Source organism: Stutzerimonas tarimensis (genome assembly GCF_042648805.1).
Lineage (GTDB): Bacteria > Pseudomonadota > Gammaproteobacteria > Pseudomonadales > Pseudomonadaceae > Azomonas > Azomonas tarimensis.
Genome location: NZ_JBHRXZ010000017.1, coordinates 133949 through 153009, shown reverse-complemented (window position 1 = coordinate 153009; position 19061 = coordinate 133949). Strand labels below are relative to the sequence as shown.

Here is a 19061-nt window from a genome sequence, read left to right as displayed (position 1 = left end):
CACAGGAAGGCAGGCGCCCTGCCGCGGGGCCGGGCGACACCTTTCGGACATCTTCAGCACAGTGATTCGTTGGCTAAGCAACCCGGGCATGGCACGATTGCGGCCCAGCCAGTGCTTCAGACCTAGTGGCGAGACAGATGGTCTGATCGAGGGTGACGAAAGGAAACCGGGCCCCCGGTCCACGACGGAAACCACCAGACAGGTCTTCAGCATGCCGCAAACCAAGAACTTCCCCCTGATTGCCGCCATCGACCTGGGCTCCAACAGTTTCCACATCGTGTTGGCGCGCCCTACCAATGGTGATCTGCGCATCCTCGAGCGCATGGGGGAAAAGGTTCAGCTTGCCGCCGGCATCGATGAAAGCCGACAGCTCAACGAGGCGGCCATGCAACGCGGCCTGGACTGTCTCAAGCGCTTCGCCCAACTGGTCAATACCCTGCCCGAGGGCGCCGTGCGTATCGTAGGCACCAATGCCCTGCGCGAAGCGCGCAACCGTGCCGAGTTCATCCGTCGGGCGGAGGAAATCATCCACCATCAGGTCGAGGTCATTTCCGGACGGGAAGAGGCGCGCCTGATCTACCTGGGCGTCTCGCATACCTTTCCGGGCCCGCCCGGCAAGCGCCTGGTGGTGGACATCGGTGGCGGCAGTACCGAATTCATCATTGGCGAAAGCTTCGATTCACAGTTGCGCGAGAGCCTGCAGATGGGCTGCGTCAGCTACACCCAGCGTTATTTCCACGACGGCAGGATCACATCCTCGCGCTACGCCCAGGCCTACACCGCCGCACGTCTCGAGCTGATGGCGATCGAGAAGGGCCTTTGCCGGCTGGGCTGGGACGAGTCGGTAGGCGCCTCCGGCACCATCCGCGCGGTCGGCCTGGCGATCAAGGCTGCCGGGCTCGGTAGCGGCGAGATCAACCGTGAAGGCCTGGCCTGGCTCAAGCGCAAGGCGTTGAAGATCGGCGAGACGGAAAAGCTCGACCTCGAGGGCATCAAGCCTGATCGCCGCGGCGTCTTTCCCGCCGGCCTGGCGATTCTCGAAGCGGTATTCGACGCCCTCGAGCTGGCCCAGATGAGCCATTCCGAAGGGGCCCTGCGTGAAGGAGTGCTCTACGATCTGCTAGGCCGCCACCATCACGAAGATGTCCGCGAGCGAACCCTCAAGAGTCTCATGGACCGTTACCATGTGGACCTCGAACAGGCCGCGCGGGTCGAGGCCAAGGCACTGGAAGCCTTCGACCAGGTCTGCGAGGCCTGGAATCTGGACGGCGGGCGTGACCGCGAACTGCTGGGCTGGGCCGCTCGGATCCACGAGGTGGGGCTGGATATCGCGCATTATCACTACCACAAGCACGGTGCCTACCTCATCGAGCATTCCGACCTGCCCGGCTTCTCGCGCCGTGACCAGGCGCTGCTGGCGCTGCTGGTCCGCGGCCATCGCCGCAACATCCCCCAGGCCAGGTTCGCGGAGCTGTCCGAGGACGGCATCACACTGACCCGACTCTGCGTGCTGCTGCGCTTCGCCATCCTCTTCCACCATATTCGCGGGCCGCAGCAAGCCCCGGAGATCCGCCTGCAACCTGGCGACAACAGCCTGGATGTGGTTTTCCCCGAAGGCTGGCTGCAAGCCCACCCGTTGACCCAGGCCGACTTCGCCCAGGAAGCGGAGTGGCTCAAGCGAATCGAATTCGCCCTGACGGTGAGCTGACGGCGGCAAGAACAGCGATTGCAGCGCCTCAGCCATGGCGCGCGGCATTTCGCTCCGCTCGCCTCCAGAGGCCCGGCTTAGCCGCGCACCCTCATGTTCGCCGTGGTCAGCCGCTCGAGCATGGTCGCCTGGGCGTTGCGGGCATTCTGGTTGCCGATGGGACTGTTGCGCAGGTAGCTGCCATCGGACTGCAGCACCCAGCTCTGAGTATTGTCGGTGAGGTAGGCCTCGAGCTCCTTTTTCACCCGGGTCAGCATCTTCTTGCCCTCCAACGGGAAGGAGGTCTCGACGCGCTTGTCGAGGTTGCGCTCCATCCAGTCGGCGCTGGACAGATAGAGCTTTTCGTCCCCGTCGTTGAGGAAGTAGTAAACCCGGCTGTGCTCGAGGAAGCGTCCGATGATCGAACGCACATGGATGTTGTGCGACACACCGGGAATGCCCGGTCGGAGGCAGCACATGCCACGCACGATAAGGTCTATGCGCACGCCACTCTGGCTGGCCTTGTACAGCGCGCGGATGATCTTTGGATCGGTCAGCGAATTGAACTTGGCGATGATGTGCGCCGGCTTGCCGTCATGGGCGTGCTGGCTCTCCTGCGCGATCAGGTCGAGGATGCCCTTCTTCAACGTGAAGGGCGCGTGCAGCAGTTTCTTCATGCGCATGGTCTTGCCCATGCCAATCAACTGGCTGAACAGCTTGGCCACGTCCTCGCACAGCGCCTCGTCGGAGGTCAGCAGGCTGTAGTCGGTGTAGAGCCGCGCATTGCCCGCGTGATAGTTGCCCGTACCCAAATGGGCGTAGCGCACGAAGTCGCCCTGCTCGCGGCGCAGTACCAGCATCATCTTGGCGTGGGTCTTGTATCCCACGACCCCGTAGATCACCACCGCACCGGCCTGCTGCAGGCGGCTGGCCAGCGCCAGGTTGGATTCCTCGTCGAAGCGCGCGCGCAGCTCCACCACGGCGGTCACTTCCTTGCCGTTACGCGCGGCCTCCACCAGCGCATCGACGATCTCCGAATTGGCGCCGCTGCGGTAGAGGGTCTGCTTGATCGCCACCACGGCCGGGTCCTTGGCTGCCTGGCGCAGCATGTCCACCACAGGCGTGAAGGATTCGTAGGGGTGCAGCAGCAGGATGTCCTGGCGAGCGATGACGTTGAAGATGTTCTCGCTGTTCTGCAGCAGCCGCGGGATAGTCGGCGTGAACGGTTGATATTGCAGTTCGGGATGGCTTTCCAGCCCGGTCACGCTGAACAGGCGGATCAGGTTGACTGGTCCATGCACCCGATACAGCTCGGACTCGGCCAGGCCGAACTGCAGCAGCAACTGGTCAGTGAGGTGCGGCGGGCAGTTGTCGGCCACCTCCAGCCGTACCGCATCGCCGTAGCGGCGCGAGAAAAGCTCGCCGCGCAGCGCCCGCGCGAGGTCCTCGACATCCTCGGCGTCCACCGCCAGGTCGGCGTTGCGGGTCAGGCGGAACTGATAGCAACCCTTGACGCGCATGCCGTGGAACAGGTCATCGGCATGGGCATGGATCATCGAGGACAGGAAGACGAAGTTGTCGCCGCTTCCGCAGACCTCCTCCGGCACTCGGATGATGCGCGGCAGCAAGCGCGGCGCGGGGATGATCGCCAGGCCCGAGTCGCGACCGAAGGCGTCCACGCCTTCCAGCTCGACGATGAAGTTCAGGCTCTTGTTCACCAGCAGCGGAAAGGGGTGGGTCGGGTCGAGACCGATAGGGGTCATGATCGGCGCGATCTCGTCGCGGAAGTAGCGGCGCACCCAGGTCTTGAGCTTGGTGGTCCAGTGCCGACGACGGATAAAACGGATCTGCTGCTTTTCCAGCTCCGGCAGCAGCACGTCGTTGAGGATCGAATACTGCCGGGCCACTTGCTCATGCACCAGCTCGGAAATCTGCGCCAGGGCCTGATGCGGCAGCAGCCCGTCGGGACCGGCCTGCTCACGGGCGAAAGTGATGAGCTTCTTCAGCCCCGCCACGCGGATCTCGAAGAATTCGTCCAGGTTACTGGAAAAGATCAGCAGGAATTTCAGTCGTTCCAGCAGCGGATAGGACTCGTCCAGGGCCTGTTCCAGCACGCGAATGTTGAACTGTAGCTGCGACAGTTCGCGGTGGATGTACAGGCTGTTGTCGTCCAGCCCAGGGATCGGCACGGCCGGCACCGGAAGGCTGGCCACCGGAATCGCCTCGACGGCATCGTTCAGGTCCTGCTCGGGCGCTGGTGGCACCAGGGGTGCCAGCTCGTCAACCGAGGTGCTGGAAGCTTCGTCACTCATGAGTCGTCATTGGCCCTTCTTGAGTTGTTGTGCGGCCCGCTTGGCAAAGTAGGTCAGGATGCCGTCGGCCCCGGCCCGCTTGAACGCCGTGAGCGACTCGAGGATCACCGCCTCGCTTAGCCAGCCGTTCTGTATCGCCGCAGTGTGCATGGCATATTCGCCGCTGACCTGATAGACGAAGGTCGGCACCCGGTAGGCCTCCTTGACCCGCCAGAGGATGTCCAGGTACGGCATGCCCGGCTTTACCATCACCATGTCGGCACCTTCGGCCAGATCGGCAGCCACCTCGTGCAGCGCCTCGTCGCCATTGGCCGGATCCATCTGGTAGCTGTTCTTGTTGCTCTTGCCCAGATTGCCGGCCGACCCCACGGCATCGCGGAACGGCCCGTAGTAGGCACTGGCGTACTTGGCCGAATAGGCCATGATGCGTACGTTGACATGCCCGGCCAGCTCGAGCGCCTCGCGGATCGCCTGGACGCGGCCGTCCATCATGTCCGAGGGCGCCACGACCTGCGCCCCGGCGTCGGCGTGGGACAACGCCTGGCGTACCAGCGCATCCACGGTAACGTCGTTCAGCACGTAGCCCTCCGCGTCGATGATGCCGTCCTGGCCATGCGTGGTGAAGGGATCCAGGGCCACGTCGGTGATGACGCCCAGCTCGGGGAAGCGTTCGCGCAGGGCACGGGTGGCACGCTGCGCCAGGCCGTCCGGATTCCACGCCTCGGCGGCGTCCTGCGACTTCTTGTCCGCCGGGGTGACCGGAAACAGCGCCACGGCCGGGATACCCAGCGCCACCAGCTCCTCGGCCTCGGCCAGCAGCAGGTCGATCGACAGCCGCTCGACCCCCGGCATCGAGGCCACTTCTTCGCGGCGATCCTCCCCTTCGAGGACAAACACCGGCAGGATCAGGTCATCCACGCTGAGGGTCGTCTCGCGGACCAGGCGACGGGAAAAATCATCGCGGCGGTTGCGGCGCAGGCGGGTGCCGGGAAACAGCCGGTGGGCAGAAACAAGACTCAAGACAGGACTCCAGGCCCGGCGCACGGGCGAGTGGGACAGTGATACCGCTGGCAGATGACCCCATGATGACACCCGCCGGCCCAGGCGACCATTGTCTCCAGCGGCGCACCGGTGTGCCAGTGCCGGGCGAACGCTCGCTGTGCCAGGGTATCCAATACCACAGACACCACGCTTAACCTGCGACGGAGCAGGCAGTAGCATGATCATCCGTCCCAACTCGAGCAGGAGCCATCCCATGAACAAGAAAGTCGCTGTGATACTGTCCGGCTGCGGCGTCTATGACGGCTCGGAAATCTACGAAAGCGTCGTCACCCTGTTGCGACTCGACCAGCGCGGCGCCAAGGTCCAGTGCTTTGCGCCCGAGATCGAGCAGATGCACGTCATCAACCACCTCACCGGCGAAGAAATGCCCGAACGCCGCAGCGTCCTGATCGAGGCAGCGCGCCTGGCCCGTGGCGAGATCAAGCCGCTGGCGCAAGCCCGTGCCGAGGATTTCGACGCCCTGATCCTGCCCGGCGGCTTCGGCGCTGCGAAAAACCTCTGCAACTTCGCTACCCAGGGCCCCGACTGCCAGGTCAATCCCGAGGTACTGGCGCTCACCCAGGCATTCGCCCAGGCCGGCAAGCCGATCGGCCTGATGTGCATCGCGCCGACCATGGCCACCCATATCTTCGGAACCGGCGTGACCCTCACCCTTGGCAGCGACGAGGCCGATGCCGCCGCGGCGGTTCGGCAGATGGGCGCCGAGCACCAAGCCTGCGCGGTGGACGACATCGTGGTGGACCACAAGCACAAGCTTGTCACTACCCCGGCCTACATGCTGGCGCAGACGATCAGCGAGGCCGCCGCGGGCATCAACAAGCTCGTAGACCAGGTGCTGGAGATGACCGAGGCCCGCTGACGGCCAGGCCTGCAGGCGGCATCCTGGCCGATCGATCAACCGTGCGGGGGCTTGGTTATTGCCTTGCCCCTTCGTACACTGCGCCGTCTTCCTGGACCTGATCGACCAGGCAAAAGCCCCTCCCGAGCGCGACCATGCTGTTACCGCTTTTTATGTCCGACATGCCGGCGGACTATCTCTCCATCCACAGTAGTCATGGCGCCGGTCTGGTGCTGTTGTCCTTTCTCATCGCCTCGACCGCCGGCTTCACCGCCCTGGCGATGGCCCACCGCATCAGCGTCAGTCGCAGCAGCGCCAGTCGCGCGTTGTGGCGTGCCGTGGGCGTGCTGAGCCTGGGCGGGGGGATCTGGTCGATGCACTTCATCGCCATGCTGGCGCTGGAGACCAGCCTGCCGATCCGCTACAGCCCCGGTATTACCGGCTTTTCCCTGGCGGTCGCGATCGCCGCGTCCTGGCTGCTGATGAGGCTGCTGGGTCGCGAGCGGCTCAGTGGTCGGCAATACCTCGGCGGCTCGCTGGTGGCCGGGCTCGGCATCGCCGGCATGCACTACATCGGCATGGCCGCGATGCGCTCGCAAGCCCAGGCGTTCTACGACCCGACCGGCGTCGCCGCCTCGGTGTTGATCGCCATTGCCGCGTCGCTGGCGGCGCTGGCGCTATCGATGCATTATCGCAACCGACCGGACCTGCACTGGCAACGGCTCGTCTGCAGCCTGGCCATGGGCGCCGCCATCTGCTCCATGCATTTTACCGGCATGCACGCCATGACCCTGGCCGTACCGGCCGACCAGGCCAACCTGCTTGCCGACCACCTGCACCAGGACGGCGAGCAGCTGGCCATGGGGGTGGCGATCGGCCTGATCGCCCTGCTGGTGCTTGTTGCAGGTGTTGTCGCCAGTTGGGCCGAGCAACGCTTCAGCCAGCAGCGTGCCATGCTCAACGAGGTGGAACAGCGCCTCGATGCCATCACCCACTACGACCCGCTGACCAACCTGTTCAACGGTCGCGCCTTCACCGAAGTGGTAGGTCAGGTGCTGGCGGCTCACCAGCATCTCCGCCAGGGCGTAGCGGTGCTGTTCATCGATCTGGACAACTTCAAGCGAGTCAACGACAGCCTCGGCCATCGCGCCGGCGATGAAGTCCTGCAACAGGTCGCCCAACGAATCCGGGCCGCCCTCGGTATCCGCGACGTCCTGGCGCGCTTTGCCGGCGACGAGTTCTGCGTGCTGGCATTGCTCGACACCAGTGACCATGCCGAGCAGCTGGCCGAACGGATCCTGGCCCATTTGCGTCCGCCCTTCTCCGTCAGCGGGGCCAGGCTGCAACTGACCGCCAGCGTCGGCATCAGCCTGTTTCCAGAAGACGGACAGGGCTTCGACGATCTCTTCAAGCATGCCGGCCTGGCGCTGGGCCAGTGCAAGGCCAGCGGCCGCAACCGCAGCCTGCGCTTCGATCCCCGCCAGGAGATGCGCGCCGCCGAGGACCTATCCCTCGAACAGGATCTGCGGCGCGCGTTGAACGAAGACCAGTTGGGCATTCACTACCAGCCCATCATCGATTGCCACAGTGGCGAGGTGGTCAGCCTGGAAGCCCTGGCGCGCTGGCAGCATCCCCGCCTGGGCGCCATCAGCCCGGAGCGCTTCGTCCAGTTGGCCGAGCAGTACGGCTTCATCGCCGAACTGGACAGCTGGGTCACCCGGCGGGCCTGCCAGGACTTGCAACGGCTCGGTCGTCCGCGCCTGCGGGTCGCGGTGAACTGTTCTGCACTGAACCTCGGTAACCCCAGACTTCCCGACGCCATCGCCGACATTCTCGCCGATACCGCACTGGCAGCGGAGCGGCTGACGGTGGAAATCACCGAAAACGCTCTGATGAACAACCTCAGCGCCGCCGTCGCCGTGCTCGAGTCGATCCGCGCGCTAGGGGTCAAGCTGTCGATCGATGACTTCGGCACCGGATACTCGTCGCTGGCCTACCTCAGCCGCCTGCCGGTGGACACCCTGAAAGTCGATCGATCCTTTGTCCGCGACCTGGACAGCCAGGCCAATGATCGCGCGATCGCCGCCGCCATCATCGCCATGGCACACAAGCTGGATCTGAAGGTGATCGCCGAGGGGGTGGAGCAGCCGACGCAGCAAACCTTTCTCACTGGAAACGGCTGCGACATGATCCAGGGCTACCTGTTCAGCCGGCCGCTGCCGCTTGACGGGCTGACCGACTGGCTGGCGCAACGCGCTGCGCTGAACGTGCTGGATCCGCAGGCTACCGCGACAGCCTAGTCAGCAATCGGTCCAGGGCGTTGGCAAAGGCCTGGCGGTCGCGCTCGCCATAAGCCGCCTGCCCACCACCGGCCTGCCCCTGCTCGCGCAGGTCGGTGAACAGGTTGCGCACCGCCAGGCGCTCGCCCATGTTGCGCTCGTCGAACTCGCGCCCGCGCGGGTCCAGCGCAGCCACGCCCTTCTTGACCAGCCGGTCGGCCAGCGGCACATCACTGCAGATCACCAGCTCGCCGGGCTCGGCGTGCTCGACCAGGTAGTCGTCCGCGGCATCCGGCCCGCTAGGCACGACAATCAGCCGCACGCAGGCAAAGGCCGGCTTGACCTGGCTCTGCCCGGCCACCAGCACCACCTCGAACTTGCGCTTGAGGGCGAACTTGATCACTTGGTCGCGGGCGCCACGGGGGCAGGCGTCGTTATCAATCCAGACTCGCATCAGGCAACGCTCATCCAAGGGGGGAGTCAGTGGGCTCGGCAACAACCCGCGAGGCGGGTTCGGCCGCTCCTGCCTGGCCATTCCAACGCCTCACCATGCGCTGGAAGAACAGGCTGTTGGGAATGTGCACAAGGTTCGTTTCGCCCGACTCGCGGTGCTCTTCGAGGGTGGTGTAGAGCAGGTTGATGTCCAGCACCCTGCCCTTCACCCCGGGCTTTTCGCCGTTCTCGATGAGCTCCACCCGATCCCCCAGACGAAAGGGGCCCGCAGAGAAGATGAAGACCGCGCACAGGAGATTGGACAGCACACTCCACATGGCGAAGAAGGCCACCGCCGCCACCGCGACGAAACCGGAAAAGGCGGTCCAGAGCACAGTGGCCGACATGCCGAAGCGTTCGAGCACCATGATCAGCGCGACACCGATGATCAACCAGTGCAAGCCGCCACGCACCGGCAACAGGAGTTCCTGCGGCAGCGGATAACGTGCGGCCAGGCGCGCCATGAAGCGACTGACAAGGCGCGACAGCACGAAGGCGAGCGAAATGATCACCAGGACCTGCAGCACGACCAGCAACTGCGCCCCCCATTGTTCGAGCATGGCGTTCACGTGGCCTGCTCCAGTTGCGCCTGCAGGACCTCCAGACGCTCCAGGGCCATCAGCCAAGCTTCTTCGAGCTCGCCTTCGCGCACCTTGAGTTCGGCCTGTTCGGCCAGTAGCTGACGCAGCTCGTCCTTGCGCGCGGCCTCGTACAGCGCGCTGTCGCCAAGGCGGGTTTCCAGCGTTGCCAGCTTTTCGTGCAGCTTGCCCAGCGCCTTCTCCAGCTTGTCCGCTTCGCGCTTGTGCGGTGCCAGTTGCTGACGCAGGGCCGCGGCAGCCTGGCGCTGAGCCCGCTTGTCGGTCCTGTCGGCACCCTCGGTCGAACCGGCCGCCACCTGGGCCTGCGCCTGACGACTGCGGAAATCCACCAGCCAGCGCGCGTAGTCGTCGAGATCGCCCTCGAACGGCACCACCTGCCCTTCAGCCACCAGCAGGAACTCGTCCGTGGTGCTCTTGAGCAGATGACGGTCGTGGGAAACCACCAGTACCGCGCCCTCGAAGTCCTGCAAGGCCAGGGTCAGGGCCAGGCGCATCTCCAGATCAAGGTGGTTGGTCGGCTCGTCGAGCAGCAGCAGGTTGGGCTTTTCCCAGGCGATCAGCGCCAGTGCCAGGCGAGCCTTTTCACCACCGGAGAAGTTGTCTACCGCCTCGTCGCAGCGCGCACCGCGAAAATCGAAGCCGCCAAGAAAATCCCGCAGGGTCTGTTCGCGCTCGTTGGCAGCGATGCGCTGCAGGTGCAGCAGCGGGCTGGCCTTGGGATCCAGGGCGTCGAGCTGGTGCTGGGCAAAGTAGCCAATGACGAGGTTCTCGCCTTGGGTCAGCCGCCCGCCAAGCGGCGCCAGCTCTCCAGCCAGGGTCTTGATCAGCGTGGACTTGCCCGCGCCATTGGGTCCCAGCAGGCCAATCCGCGCACCCGGTGACAGCTGCAGCTTGACCGGCCCCAGCACGGCCTTGTCGCCGTAGCCCAGACGCCCTTCGTCCAGGTCCAGCAACGGGCTCGACACCTTGTCCGCTTCGCGAAAACGAAAGTCGAACGGCGAGTCGACATGGGCCGGCGCCAGTTCTTCCAGCCGCTCGAGGGCCTTGATGCGACTCTGGGCCTGGCGCGCCTTGGTTGCCTTGGCCTTGAACCGGCGGATGAAGTCTTCCATGTGCGCGCGTTGCGCCTGCTGCTTTTCGTAAGCCTGCTGCTGTTGCGCCATGCGCTCGGCGCGGGTGCGCTCGAAGGCGGAGTAGCCGCCCCGGTAAAGCGTCAGCTTGCGCTGCTCGACATGGGCGACGTGATCGACCACTGCGTCGAGAAAGTCACGATCATGGGAAATCAGTAGCAGCGTGCCGGCATAGCTCTTGAGCCAGTCCTCGAGCCAGAGGATCGCGTCCAGATCAAGGTGGTTGGTCGGCTCGTCGAGCAGCAGCAGGTCCGAGGGGCACATCAATGCCTGCGCCAGGTTCAAGCGCATCCGCCAGCCACCGGAGAAGTCGCCCACCGGGCGGTCCATCTGCTCGGAAGCGAAGCCCAGCCCGGCGAGCAGCTTGCGCGCACGGGCATCGGCGGTGTAGCCGTCGGCGTTGTCCAATTCGGTGTGCAGGCGAGCAATGGCGCTGCCGTCGTGGGCGGCCTCAGCCTGCGCCAACTGCTGCTGAATCTGCCGAAGGTGCTGGTCGCCATCCAGGACATAGTCCACCGCCAGCCGGTCAAGGCTGTCCACCTCCTGGCGCATGTGAGCGATGCGCCAGTCCGGCGGCAACTGGCAGTCGCCGCCGTCGGGCGTCAGTTCACCCCGCAGCAGGGCGAACAGGCTGGATTTTCCGGCACCATTGGCGCCGATCAGGCCGGCCTTGTGGCCGGCATGCAGGGTCAGTTCGGCGCCATCGAGCAGGCGCTGCGGACCGCGCTGGAGAATAAGGTTCGAGAGTCGGATCATAGGTCGGTGAGTCTATCAGTTCCGCCCGCCGGGCCACCCCGAGCGCAACGAAAAAAACCGCCCCGGGCACTGCCAGCTGCGGGTGGGCCTGCATCAGGAGAACCTCATGACCGACCTCTGGCGCTTCGCCAGCGCCTGCTATGCGCAACCTGGCATCGAAGCCCTGTGCCTGGAGCAACAGGCTCGGGGAGCCGACGTCTGCATTCTGCTCTGCGGGGCCTGGCTGGAGCGACGCGGGGTCGGCTTCGACTCCGCCCGAATGGAGGAACTGATCGACCTGGCGGACGACTGGCAGCAGCGAGTGATCCGGCCACTTCGCCAGCACCGGCAGGCCTGGAAGGAGCCGGCCCAGGCCGACGCCGAACTGGCGCTGCTGCGCGAGCGCCTCAAATCACTGGAACTGGAAGCTGAACGGGTGCTTCTGGCACGTTTGGAGCGGCTCACCCGGCCCTGGCCGAGCGGGAAAGGCGAATCAGCCTGGCTCGATCGGCTTGTCGCCGAGCCCCAGGCGCTAGCTCGCTTGCGCAGCGCCGCCAGGGCTGTCGGCTGAGGTCGCGGGGGCAGGCTCGGGTTCGCGGGAAAGCCCATTGCTCTTGGGCGTCACACCAGTCCGCGAAGGACGAGTACGCTTGCGCGGCGCGGGCTCCGAGCCTGTGGCTGCCAACTCGCCTGGGCGCAGGATTCGCCGTCCGACTTCGTCCAGCTCACGGCGCCCCTCTGCGGCCGCCCGCTCGACGGCACGAATTCCGTCAGCCAGCGCCCGGCTGCGCTCGATATCGCCCTTGAGCTCGCCCAGGTACGCCAGCAGGCTGTGCTGCCGCGCCTGCACCAGGGCGAACAATTCTTCCAGTTCGCCAAGCTTGCGTTCGGCCCGTTTCAGCGCCTTCGGCTTGCCCTCGTCCAGCGCGGACTTGCGCTTGTCGTGCGCCTTGAGCAGCTTGCCCTGGATCCTGCCCCGCTCCTTTTCGAGCCGAGCCGAAAGCTTCTCGGCGTCCTTCAGCGACTGGCTGCAGGCCTTGTCGAAATAGGTCAGGAGGTCGCCGGAAAGCTTCTCCAGCAGTTGCAACGGAGTCGACAGTTTCTGACGCTTGGCCATGGGCACCTCGAGCTTGGCGGCAGAGTCAGGCTGTGGCCGCCGTCTGCTTATGGGCGGTATGCAACACTTCGATCAAGCAGTCCTCGAGCTCGAAACGCTCGGCCAGGAGCCCTCCCAGGCGGGCAAGGTCATCGGCCAGCATGGGGCTTTCCAGGCAATTCCCCTGCTCGCACTGATCATTGAAAGCCAGCACCATTTCGGTGATGGCCTGGATCCGTGGATAGATCTGGTTTGCCAGCTCCAGCCCTCGAACGTCGTCAAAGGCTTCAGCCTCTTTGCTGAGTTGCTCGTAGATCTCGAAATGCCCGGCCGAGCAGTAGTCCAGGAGGATTTCGCAGAACTCCTGCAGTTGCTGAGGACTTGACGACGCCAGATCGCCCTCCAGTCGTGCGAAGGTACTCGACAGCTCGTGCCGTTCCTGCAACCAGCGATCGATCAACAGATGGACCCCACCCCAGCGTTCCTGAGCATTTCGGCAGCTTTCGAGCATGGTGACCTCACTTCCCTAACGATTATTCTGGCCTGCGGGGCGCAAGCCGTGGTGAGCGCCTGCGTGGCAGAGAGCGCTTGATGCGCCTGACCAGACTATGCCGCCTGCCACTCGCGTTCAACCCACGGCCGACGAACCATTCGCCGATTCACGGGTTCGAGTCCACCAGAGACCATTGGCGCTTGCGAGGAGTTCGCCGCTTCGCTCAGGTGCGGCGAAACAATTGCCAGCCGCAGGCGGCGATCATCGCCAGGAACACCATGAGGCTCCACTCGGGGATGCTGAGACCGAACAGCGTCCAGCCGACCTCGGCGCACTCGGCAGTGCCGTGCAGGACCAACCGAACGATTTCCTGGAAGGGCAGCGCCTCCATCATGTAGTCGAGGCTCGGCAGGCAACTCGGTAGCTGGTCGGCCGGGACGCTCTGCAACCAGATCTGGCGCCATGCGGTCGCGCCACCGGACACCGCGAAGAGCAGAGCGATGACCGCATAGACGCGGCGCCCCAGGCGGGCCGGAGCATGCAGGGCGGCGACCAGGCAGACAAGGCCAAAGCCCATGACCGCGATTCGCTGCACGATGCACAGGGGACAGGGTGCGAGACCGACGACATGCTCGAGATAGAGCGCACCGGCGATGATCGCCAGGCAACCGAGAAAGCCGATGAAGAAGGTCGAACGGGTACTGGCCAACGCCATGGGAACTCCGCGGGGCGGGAAAATCCGGCTACGGTAAGGAAAGCGGCGGCGGCTGACAAGCCGGAGCCCGGCCGGCTCCCTGACCGACCGGGCTCGGCATGGGGCTAACGCAGCACAGGCAGGCTGCGGTCGAGCAGGCCGAGGCCTTCCTGGAACAGCAGGTTGCTGCGCTCCACCTCGCCCAGGCGGGCGAGGAGACGCGCCAGCTCTGCGCAGGTTTCGGGGCGGTGGGCGAACCTCAGGCTGCTCTCCAGGTAGCCGCGCGCCTTGCCCCACAGCTCGTTGCGCAGACAGAGTCGGCCCAGCGCCAGCAGCAGCGCAGGATCATCCGGGTGATCCTTCAGCCAGGCTTCGGCCCGCGCCAGCTGACGGACCGGGTCGTCACCATGGACCCGGCCGTAGGGCTCGACCAGCAGAGGGCTGAAATGCCGCTTGATCGCGCCGTGCAGCACGTCCTCGGCCTTGGCTTCGGCACCCAGCCGGACCAGCCCGTCGCTGTAGGCCCGAACCACCACTGGATCCTGCCTGAGCCCGGTGGGCACGCTTTGCCAGCGCTGCTGCAGCTTGACCAGCGCCTCTTCGCGCTCGGGCTCCTCGACGTTGCCCAACGACTCCAGCGCCGCAGTCCAGGCCAGTCGCTCCAGTTCATCCAGGCGCGCGGTGGGCAACACCTTCAGCTTGCGCAGTTCAGGCAGCAGCGTGCACAGCGCGACCCACTCCTGTAGCTGGACATGCAGCTGCTGCAGCAGCTGCATGACCTGGACATTACGCGGATAGTCCTGATGCAGCGTCTTGAGCAGGTCCCGTGCGTCCGCGTACTCGCCACGGTCGATGAGCAGCCGTGCGCGGGTCAGGCCTACCGCCAGCGTCGCGTCGGGCTCGCGTTTCATGGCTTCATCGAGCAGGGCATCGGCTTCGGCGTACTGGCGCATCTCGTTCGCCGCCCTGGCCGCGCCGAGGTAATGCATCAATGGACGACCATCCTTGTCGGCGGCAACCCGCAGGTGGTCGAGCGCCTGGTTCCACTGCCCCTCGGCCAGCTCCCGCTGCCCCAGCCGCGAGGCCTTGCCGATACGGCGCTGGCGATGTTTGCGCGACCAGGGGTTGACCAGCGCGCCGGACGCCACCAGCAGTCCCAGCAGACGGTTGAGCAGAAACGCCAGCAGCCAGAGCACGAAAAGGATGCCAAGGAACACCCAGAACGTGGATTCGTAGCGGAAGCGGTCATAGGTGATCAGTACGTAGCCCGGGCTTTGCAGGAAGGCCCAGCCCAGCCCCCCGAGCACCGCCAACAGCAGCACGAGCGATAACGCCAGTCGTTTCATGTGCGTACACCCTCATCCGCCGCCTCTTCGGGCGTCTCTCCATCAGCCGGTGCGGGCGCCTCCGGCTGGGCGGAATCCTGCGGTGCGTCGTCATCCTGACGGCGCTCCTCGATGTAGGCCTGCAACGCTCGCAGCGAAGGCGTCAGGTCCGGCAACTCCACCGCAACCTGCCGCTGCGACAGTCCGGCAAGGCGCTGGGACAGCGCACGGCTCTGCTCGTTGTCCTCGCTGAACTGCTCGTCGAGCAGCGCACGGGCCTGCTCCAGCGCCTGGCGGAACACTTCGGTATTGCTGTTGAGCACTGCCCACTGGGCCTGTTCAATGGCCAGCGCCAGCGCCAATCGCACCTGCCCGAGGCTCTGCCCGGCAAGCAGCGGGCGGGTATCATTATCGGCGTCGAGGTCGACCCGCACGTAGCGCTGCAGCTGGTCGAGCCACTGCTGCCAGCGCCGCTGGCCGGGCTGCGCCGCAGCCTCCTCGCCCACCTGGAACTCAGGAGCCTGCTCCACCACCCGACTGGCCTGCCCGCGAAGCGCGCCGAGCTGCAGGAACAAGCCGGTGCGATCGAGCTGCGGCAGGCTACGCAGCGCCTCCAGGCCCTCGAGTAGCCGCCGCCGCGCGCCATAGGCGCCAGGGTCATCCTGCGCCTGCAGGATCAGGTCGGCCTCTTCGATCAACGCCGCGGCGCTGTTCACGTCCTGCATGGCCGACAGGCGCAGCATCGCCATGCGCAGCAGGTGCTCGGCCTCGGCCAGGCGCCAATGCTCGCGGCTTTCACCGAGGACATCTTCCACCCGGTCGGCCAGCCGTTGCTGCTGGCTTTGCAGGCGGCCCAGCAGGCGCGCACGGTCATCCAGCTCGTCAGCCGACGGCAATTGCTCGAGGCGCTCCAGACGCGGCATCCACTCACGTTCGCGCTCGCTCAGTTGGCGGGTCTGCCGGGACAGCTCCTGCACAGCGTTCAGTTGCGCACCGACCCGTTGCTCCACCCGCTGATCGATCTGCTGTTCAAGATCGGCCAGGCGTGACTGCTGCACCAAGCTGTAACCGCCTGCGCCCAATCCGGCCAGTCCCACCAGGAGCGCCAGCAGGGCCAGGCCCTTGCCGCTGCCGCCACCATCACGGCCGGAACCGCTATCGGCGCCACGCCTGCGCTTGCCGTTGCCCGTACCGCCAGGACTGCCTGGGGGATAATCAGACGTAGTGGTCCCGGTTCCCGAGGGCTTGGCGGTGGCCTCGCCTGGCCGGCCTTCCGATGGCTTGCCGGGCGCGGCAGCCGGCTCCGACGTCCCCCCTGGGGTGGAAGAGGGTCGGGATCCGGCAATGGGTGCGGCGGCGGCGCCGCCATCTGCGGGGGAATCCGCTGCGGGGGCACCGGCCGGGGAGGTGTTCTTGTCTTTCGGATGCTTCTCTTTGTCAGCTTCGCTCACGTTTCCGTCCTTTGCATCATGAAGCGGTCGGCGCGGGAAGTTCCCGCAAGGCCACCTGCAGGGCCTGCTCACCGGCCCCGCGACATTCGACGATTTGGGTTGCACCGAGCTGCCGTGCCGCTTGCGCTACACGCGCACTGGGCACGAAGAGAGGTAGCCGCCTCAGCCTTGGCCAATCATCTCCCGCAAGATCCCGCAATGATTCGAGACCCTGCCCACTGCTGACCACCAGTCCGTTGAGGCGTTCCGACTCGACAAGCCGCGACAGGGACCCGGCGGGGTAGCTTGGCGTGACGCGCCGATACAGCACCAGCGCATCCACCTCGGCCCCGCGTGCGCGCAACGTCTGGGCGATCAGATCGCGCCCACCCTCGCCCTTGAGCAGAAGCACACGGGGGTCGGCAACCGCCAGCGCGTCCGCCAGTGCCGGCAGCGCCAGTAATGCTTCACTGTCGTCGCCCTGCTCAGGCCAGGTCACGTCGAGGCCATAGTCGGCCAGGATTGCCCCGGTGGCCGGCCCCACACTGAACCAGCGTTGGCCGAACGGCGGCTGCGGCCAGTAGCGGTCAACGTATTCGAGGCCCAGCCGGGCGGCCGGCTTGCTGATAACGATGACCGCCTGATAGCGATCCAGCTCCATGATCCGGCCCCGCTGCCCGGGCGTCTCGGCCAACGCCTCGGCGGCCAGCAGCGGCATGCAGGCGCAGTGTGCACCCGCCTCGGACAGGCGTGCCGCCAGCGCAGCGCACTCGGCGGCCGGACGTGTCAGCAGCAGGCGCCAGCCCTTCACTCAGCGGCATCCCCACCGTAGATCGCGGAGAGAATCCGCCCGGCGCCCTGGGCCAGCAACTCCTCGGCCAGGCGCACCCCCAATGCTTCGGCATCCTCAATAGGCGCACGCCCCTGGGCATGCAGCAGCTCGCTGCCGTCGGGCTGGCCGACCAGGCCGCGCAACCACACGCCTTCCGCTTCAAGGACGGCGTAACAGGCAATCGGGACCTGGCAGCCGCCGTTGAGGTGTCGGTTGAGGGCACGTTCGGCGCTGACGCGAACCGCGGTGTCCGGATCGTTCAGCGGCGCCAGCAGGCTGTGAATCTCTTCGTCGCCGCTGCGGCACTCGATACCCACCGCACCCTGCCCACCGGCCGGCAGGCTGTCGTCGACGCTGAGGGTGGAACGGATCCGCTCGCCGAAGCCGAGGCGTATCAGGCCGGCCGCGGCCAGGATGATGGCGTCGTACTCGCCAGCGTCGAGCTTGGCCAGACGGGTGTTGACGTTGCCGCGCAGGAACTGGATTTTCAGATCCGGCCGACGTGCCAGCAACTGGGCCTGGCGGCGCAGGCTGGAGGTGCCCACCACGCTACCGGGCGGTAGCGCGTCGATGCTTTCGTACCGGCCCGACACGAAGGCGTCACGCGGATCCTCGCGCTCGCAGATGCAATAGAGGCCGAGCCCCTCGGGAAAGTCCATGGGCACGTCCTTCATGGAGTGCACGGCGATGTCGGCCTCCTGATCCAGCAGGGCGGTCTCCAGTTCCTTGACGAACAATCCCTTGCCACCGATCTTCGCCAGTGGCGCATCGAGCAACTTGTCGCCGCGACTGACCATGGGCACCAGGCTCACCTTGAGCCCCGGATGCGCCTGCTCGAGGCGCGATTTGACGTATTCGGCCTGCCATAGGGCCAGGGCACTCTTGCGGGTGGCGATGCGAATCTCGCGAAGGGACATGACAGCTTCCGGCAGAAATTTTGCCGGCATGATAGCAAGCCTTAAGCCTCAAGCGCCTGCGCAGCGCAGCGACCCGCTGCAATCTGCTTCGTTTTTGCTTGCAGCTTGCAGCTTGCAGCTAAAGATTCTGCATCAGCTTGCGCACACCCGGGACGTGGCGGCGGCTGACGGTCAGGCCTTCGGCGCCCATACCACGGAGGAACAGCTGGAAGTGCCCCAGCGGCGTGCGCTGCAGTCGCTCGATGCGTTCGCGCACCACCAGCGCATTGCGGTGGATACGCACGAAGCGATCACCGAACTCGTCCTCCAGCGCCTTGAGCGGCTCGTCGAGCAACACCTCGCCCCCCTCATGGCGCAGCGTGACGTACTTGTGGTCGGCGATGAAGTAGATCACCTGATCGAGCGGAATGAGTTCGATGCCCTTGCGCGTGCGGGCGCTGATGTGGGTACGCGGCCCGGTACCAGCCACGGCCGCCGGCCGAGTGAGGGCCGCCAGCTGTACCCGATTGGGGCGCTCGGCGCTGCGCAGCGCCTCCTGGAGGCTTTCCTTGCGGACGGGCTTGACCAGATAACCGACTGCGCTGATCTGGAAGGCATCCAGGGCGAACTCGTCATGGGCGGTGCAGAAAATCACAGCGGGCGGCGCATCGCGCTCGCAGAGTTTTGCGGCGACCTGAAGACCGTCGAGCCCCGGCATGCGGATATCCAACAGGACGATATCCGGGCGCAGCTCATCGATCAGCCCGAGCGCCTCCTCGCCATTGCTGGCAGCAGGTTCGAGGGCACGGTAGCCGTCGAGCTCACCTACCAGTCGGCTAAGGCGCTCGCGGGCTAGTGGTTCGTCATCGACAATCAGGACATTCATAAAGATCCGGCTTCCTGCGTTGGCCTCGCACAAGGATAGCGAAGACAGGTGTAATGGCGACCTTCACGCCGTTCCACGCTGAGACTCGCTCCCGACCCGAAAAGTGCCGCTAATCGCGCTTCGATGTTCGCCAGCCCCTGGCGCGGGCGCCGCGAAGACCGTGGTCTCGGGACCTGTTTCGCAGGGGAGTGTTCAATGGAGAGACAGCGCTGCGCCAGTTCAAGCTCGTCGCGCCAGGGGTGAGGATGCCGGGACGGGCCAGATTTGAAGAAATC

Annotated in this window: 17 protein-coding genes and 1 pseudogene; 4 read left to right on the top strand and 14 right to left on the bottom strand. The window is 65.6% G+C overall.

Annotated features, from left to right (window positions below; all coding sequences use genetic code 11):
- Positions 1-211: 211 nt before the first annotated feature.
- The gene (ppx, locus tag ACFOMF_RS07655; protein ID WP_386363167.1) at positions 212-1708 is read left to right on the top strand and encodes an exopolyphosphatase; all 1497 of its coding nucleotides are present in this window, start codon (positions 212-214) and stop codon (positions 1706-1708) included.
- A gap of 77 nt (positions 1709-1785) precedes the next feature.
- Here the strand turns inward: ppx and ppk1 are convergent, their stop codons facing one another.
- Positions 1786-3999, bottom strand: coding sequence for a polyphosphate kinase 1 (gene ppk1 / locus ACFOMF_RS07650; protein ID WP_386363164.1), 2214 nt, complete (start codon positions 3997-3999; stop codon positions 1786-1788).
- Between the two features lie 6 nt (positions 4000-4005).
- Entirely contained in the window at positions 4006-5019 is a 1014-nt protein-coding gene (hemB, locus tag ACFOMF_RS07645) for a porphobilinogen synthase (protein ID WP_386363160.1), read from the bottom strand.
- Between the two features lie 235 nt (positions 5020-5254).
- Here hemB and elbB point away from each other — a divergent pair, with 235 nt between their 5' ends.
- Both elbB and ACFOMF_RS07635 read left to right on the top strand, forming a co-directional pair.
- Positions 5255-5920, top strand: a complete 666-nt coding sequence (gene elbB / locus ACFOMF_RS07640) for an isoprenoid biosynthesis glyoxalase ElbB (protein WP_386363157.1) — start codon at positions 5255-5257, stop codon at positions 5918-5920.
- A 137-nt stretch (positions 5921-6057) separates the two neighbouring features.
- The gene (locus ACFOMF_RS07635; RefSeq protein WP_386363600.1) at positions 6058-8199 is read left to right on the top strand and encodes a putative bifunctional diguanylate cyclase/phosphodiesterase; all 2142 of its coding nucleotides are present in this window, start codon (positions 6058-6060) and stop codon (positions 8197-8199) included.
- Here ACFOMF_RS07635 and ACFOMF_RS07630 read toward each other — a convergent pair.
- From ACFOMF_RS07630 to ACFOMF_RS07620, 3 genes are read right to left on the bottom strand one after another with little or no spacing between them, the layout of a single operon-like run.
- Positions 8183-8632 carry a YaiI/YqxD family protein gene (locus ACFOMF_RS07630; protein WP_386363154.1) on the bottom strand — a complete coding sequence of 150 codons (450 nt, stop codon included), beginning with the start codon at positions 8630-8632 and terminating at the stop codon, positions 8183-8185. The genes ACFOMF_RS07635 and ACFOMF_RS07630 overlap by 17 nt on opposite strands.
- A 10-nt stretch (positions 8633-8642) precedes the next feature.
- On the bottom strand, positions 8643-9230 hold the full coding sequence (locus tag ACFOMF_RS07625) for a mechanosensitive ion channel domain-containing protein (RefSeq protein WP_386363597.1): 588 nt from the start codon (positions 9228-9230) through the stop codon (positions 8643-8645).
- A gap of 5 nt (positions 9231-9235) precedes the next feature.
- A complete protein-coding gene (locus ACFOMF_RS07620) occupies positions 9236-11155 on the bottom strand; it encodes an ATP-binding cassette domain-containing protein (RefSeq protein ID WP_386363151.1) in 1920 nt (639 codons plus the stop codon).
- A 106-nt stretch (positions 11156-11261) separates the two neighbouring features.
- Here ACFOMF_RS07620 and ACFOMF_RS07615 point away from each other — a divergent pair, with 106 nt between their 5' ends.
- On the top strand, positions 11262-11705 hold the full coding sequence (locus ACFOMF_RS07615) for a TIGR02444 family protein (RefSeq protein WP_386363148.1): 444 nt from the start codon (positions 11262-11264) through the stop codon (positions 11703-11705).
- Here the strand turns inward: ACFOMF_RS07615 and ACFOMF_RS07610 are convergent.
- The 9 genes and pseudogenes from ACFOMF_RS07610 to ACFOMF_RS07570 all read right to left on the bottom strand — a co-directional run.
- Positions 11667-12251, bottom strand: a complete 585-nt coding sequence (locus ACFOMF_RS07610) for an AlgP family protein (RefSeq protein ID WP_386363145.1) — start codon at positions 12249-12251, stop codon at positions 11667-11669. The genes ACFOMF_RS07615 and ACFOMF_RS07610 overlap by 39 nt on opposite strands.
- A gap of 25 nt (positions 12252-12276) precedes the next feature.
- Complete coding sequence (gene rsd / locus ACFOMF_RS07605) at positions 12277-12741, bottom strand: sigma D regulator (RefSeq protein ID WP_386363142.1); 465 nt, start codon at positions 12739-12741, stop codon at positions 12277-12279.
- Between the two features lie 205 nt (positions 12742-12946).
- Complete coding sequence (locus tag ACFOMF_RS07600; RefSeq protein ID WP_386363139.1) at positions 12947-13438, bottom strand: disulfide bond formation protein B; 492 nt, start codon at positions 13436-13438, stop codon at positions 12947-12949.
- Between the two features lie 104 nt (positions 13439-13542).
- Positions 13543-14763 (bottom strand): heme biosynthesis HemY N-terminal domain-containing protein, encoded by a 1221-nt coding sequence (locus ACFOMF_RS07595; RefSeq protein WP_386363137.1) that lies wholly within the window; start codon positions 14761-14763, stop codon positions 13543-13545.
- Complete coding sequence (locus ACFOMF_RS07590) at positions 14760-16193, bottom strand: uroporphyrinogen-III C-methyltransferase (protein ID WP_386363134.1); 1434 nt, start codon at positions 16191-16193, stop codon at positions 14760-14762. The genes ACFOMF_RS07595 and ACFOMF_RS07590 overlap by 4 nt, the downstream gene beginning before the upstream one ends.
- A gap of 16 nt (positions 16194-16209) precedes the next feature.
- Positions 16210-16983 (bottom strand): uroporphyrinogen-III synthase, encoded by a 774-nt coding sequence (locus tag ACFOMF_RS07585; RefSeq protein ID WP_386363131.1) that lies wholly within the window; start codon positions 16981-16983, stop codon positions 16210-16212.
- A complete protein-coding gene (gene hemC / locus ACFOMF_RS07580; protein ID WP_386363128.1) occupies positions 16980-17921 on the bottom strand; it encodes a hydroxymethylbilane synthase in 942 nt (313 codons plus the stop codon). Before hemC ends, ACFOMF_RS07585 begins: the two co-directional genes overlap by 4 nt.
- A gap of 118 nt (positions 17922-18039) precedes the next feature.
- A complete protein-coding gene (locus ACFOMF_RS07575) occupies positions 18040-18786 on the bottom strand; it encodes a LytR/AlgR family response regulator transcription factor (protein ID WP_386363125.1) in 747 nt (248 codons plus the stop codon).
- Positions 18783-18941 (bottom strand): annotated as a pseudogene (locus ACFOMF_RS07570) (sensor histidine kinase); the annotation flags it as partial. The pseudogene ACFOMF_RS07570 and the gene ACFOMF_RS07575, both read right to left, overlap by 4 nt.
- Between the last annotated feature and the right edge of the window lie 120 nt (positions 18942-19061).

Coding starts and splice junctions, on each gene's coding strand:
- ACFOMF_RS07630 (WP_386363154.1), bottom strand. CDS start 8,632: ATGCGAGTCTGGATTGATAACGACGCCTGCCCCCGTGGCGCCCGCGAC.
- ACFOMF_RS07625 (WP_386363597.1), bottom strand. CDS start 9,230: ATGCTCGAACAATGGGGGGCGCAGTTGCTGGTCGTGCTGCAGGTCCTG.
- ppk1 (WP_386363164.1), bottom strand. CDS start 3,999: ATGAGTGACGAAGCTTCCAGCACCTCGGTTGACGAGCTGGCACCCCTG.
- ACFOMF_RS07600 (WP_386363139.1), bottom strand. CDS start 13,438: ATGGCGTTGGCCAGTACCCGTTCGACCTTCTTCATCGGCTTTCTCGGT.
- ACFOMF_RS07595 (WP_386363137.1), bottom strand. CDS start 14,763: ATGAAACGACTGGCGTTATCGCTCGTGCTGCTGTTGGCGGTGCTCGGG.
- elbB (WP_386363157.1), top strand. CDS start 5,255: ATGAACAAGAAAGTCGCTGTGATACTGTCCGGCTGCGGCGTCTATGAC.
- ACFOMF_RS07615 (WP_386363148.1), top strand. CDS start 11,262: ATGACCGACCTCTGGCGCTTCGCCAGCGCCTGCTATGCGCAACCTGGC.
- ACFOMF_RS07575 (WP_386363125.1), bottom strand. CDS start 18,786: ATGAATGTCCTGATTGTCGATGACGAACCACTAGCCCGCGAGCGCCTT.
- hemC (WP_386363128.1), bottom strand. CDS start 17,921: ATGTCCCTTCGCGAGATTCGCATCGCCACCCGCAAGAGTGCCCTGGCC.
- rsd (WP_386363142.1), bottom strand. CDS start 12,741: ATGCTCGAAAGCTGCCGAAATGCTCAGGAACGCTGGGGTGGGGTCCAT.
- ppx (WP_386363167.1), top strand. CDS start 212: ATGCCGCAAACCAAGAACTTCCCCCTGATTGCCGCCATCGACCTGGGC.
- ACFOMF_RS07610 (WP_386363145.1), bottom strand. CDS start 12,251: ATGGCCAAGCGTCAGAAACTGTCGACTCCGTTGCAACTGCTGGAGAAG.
- ACFOMF_RS07620 (WP_386363151.1), bottom strand. CDS start 11,155: ATGATCCGACTCTCGAACCTTATTCTCCAGCGCGGTCCGCAGCGCCTG.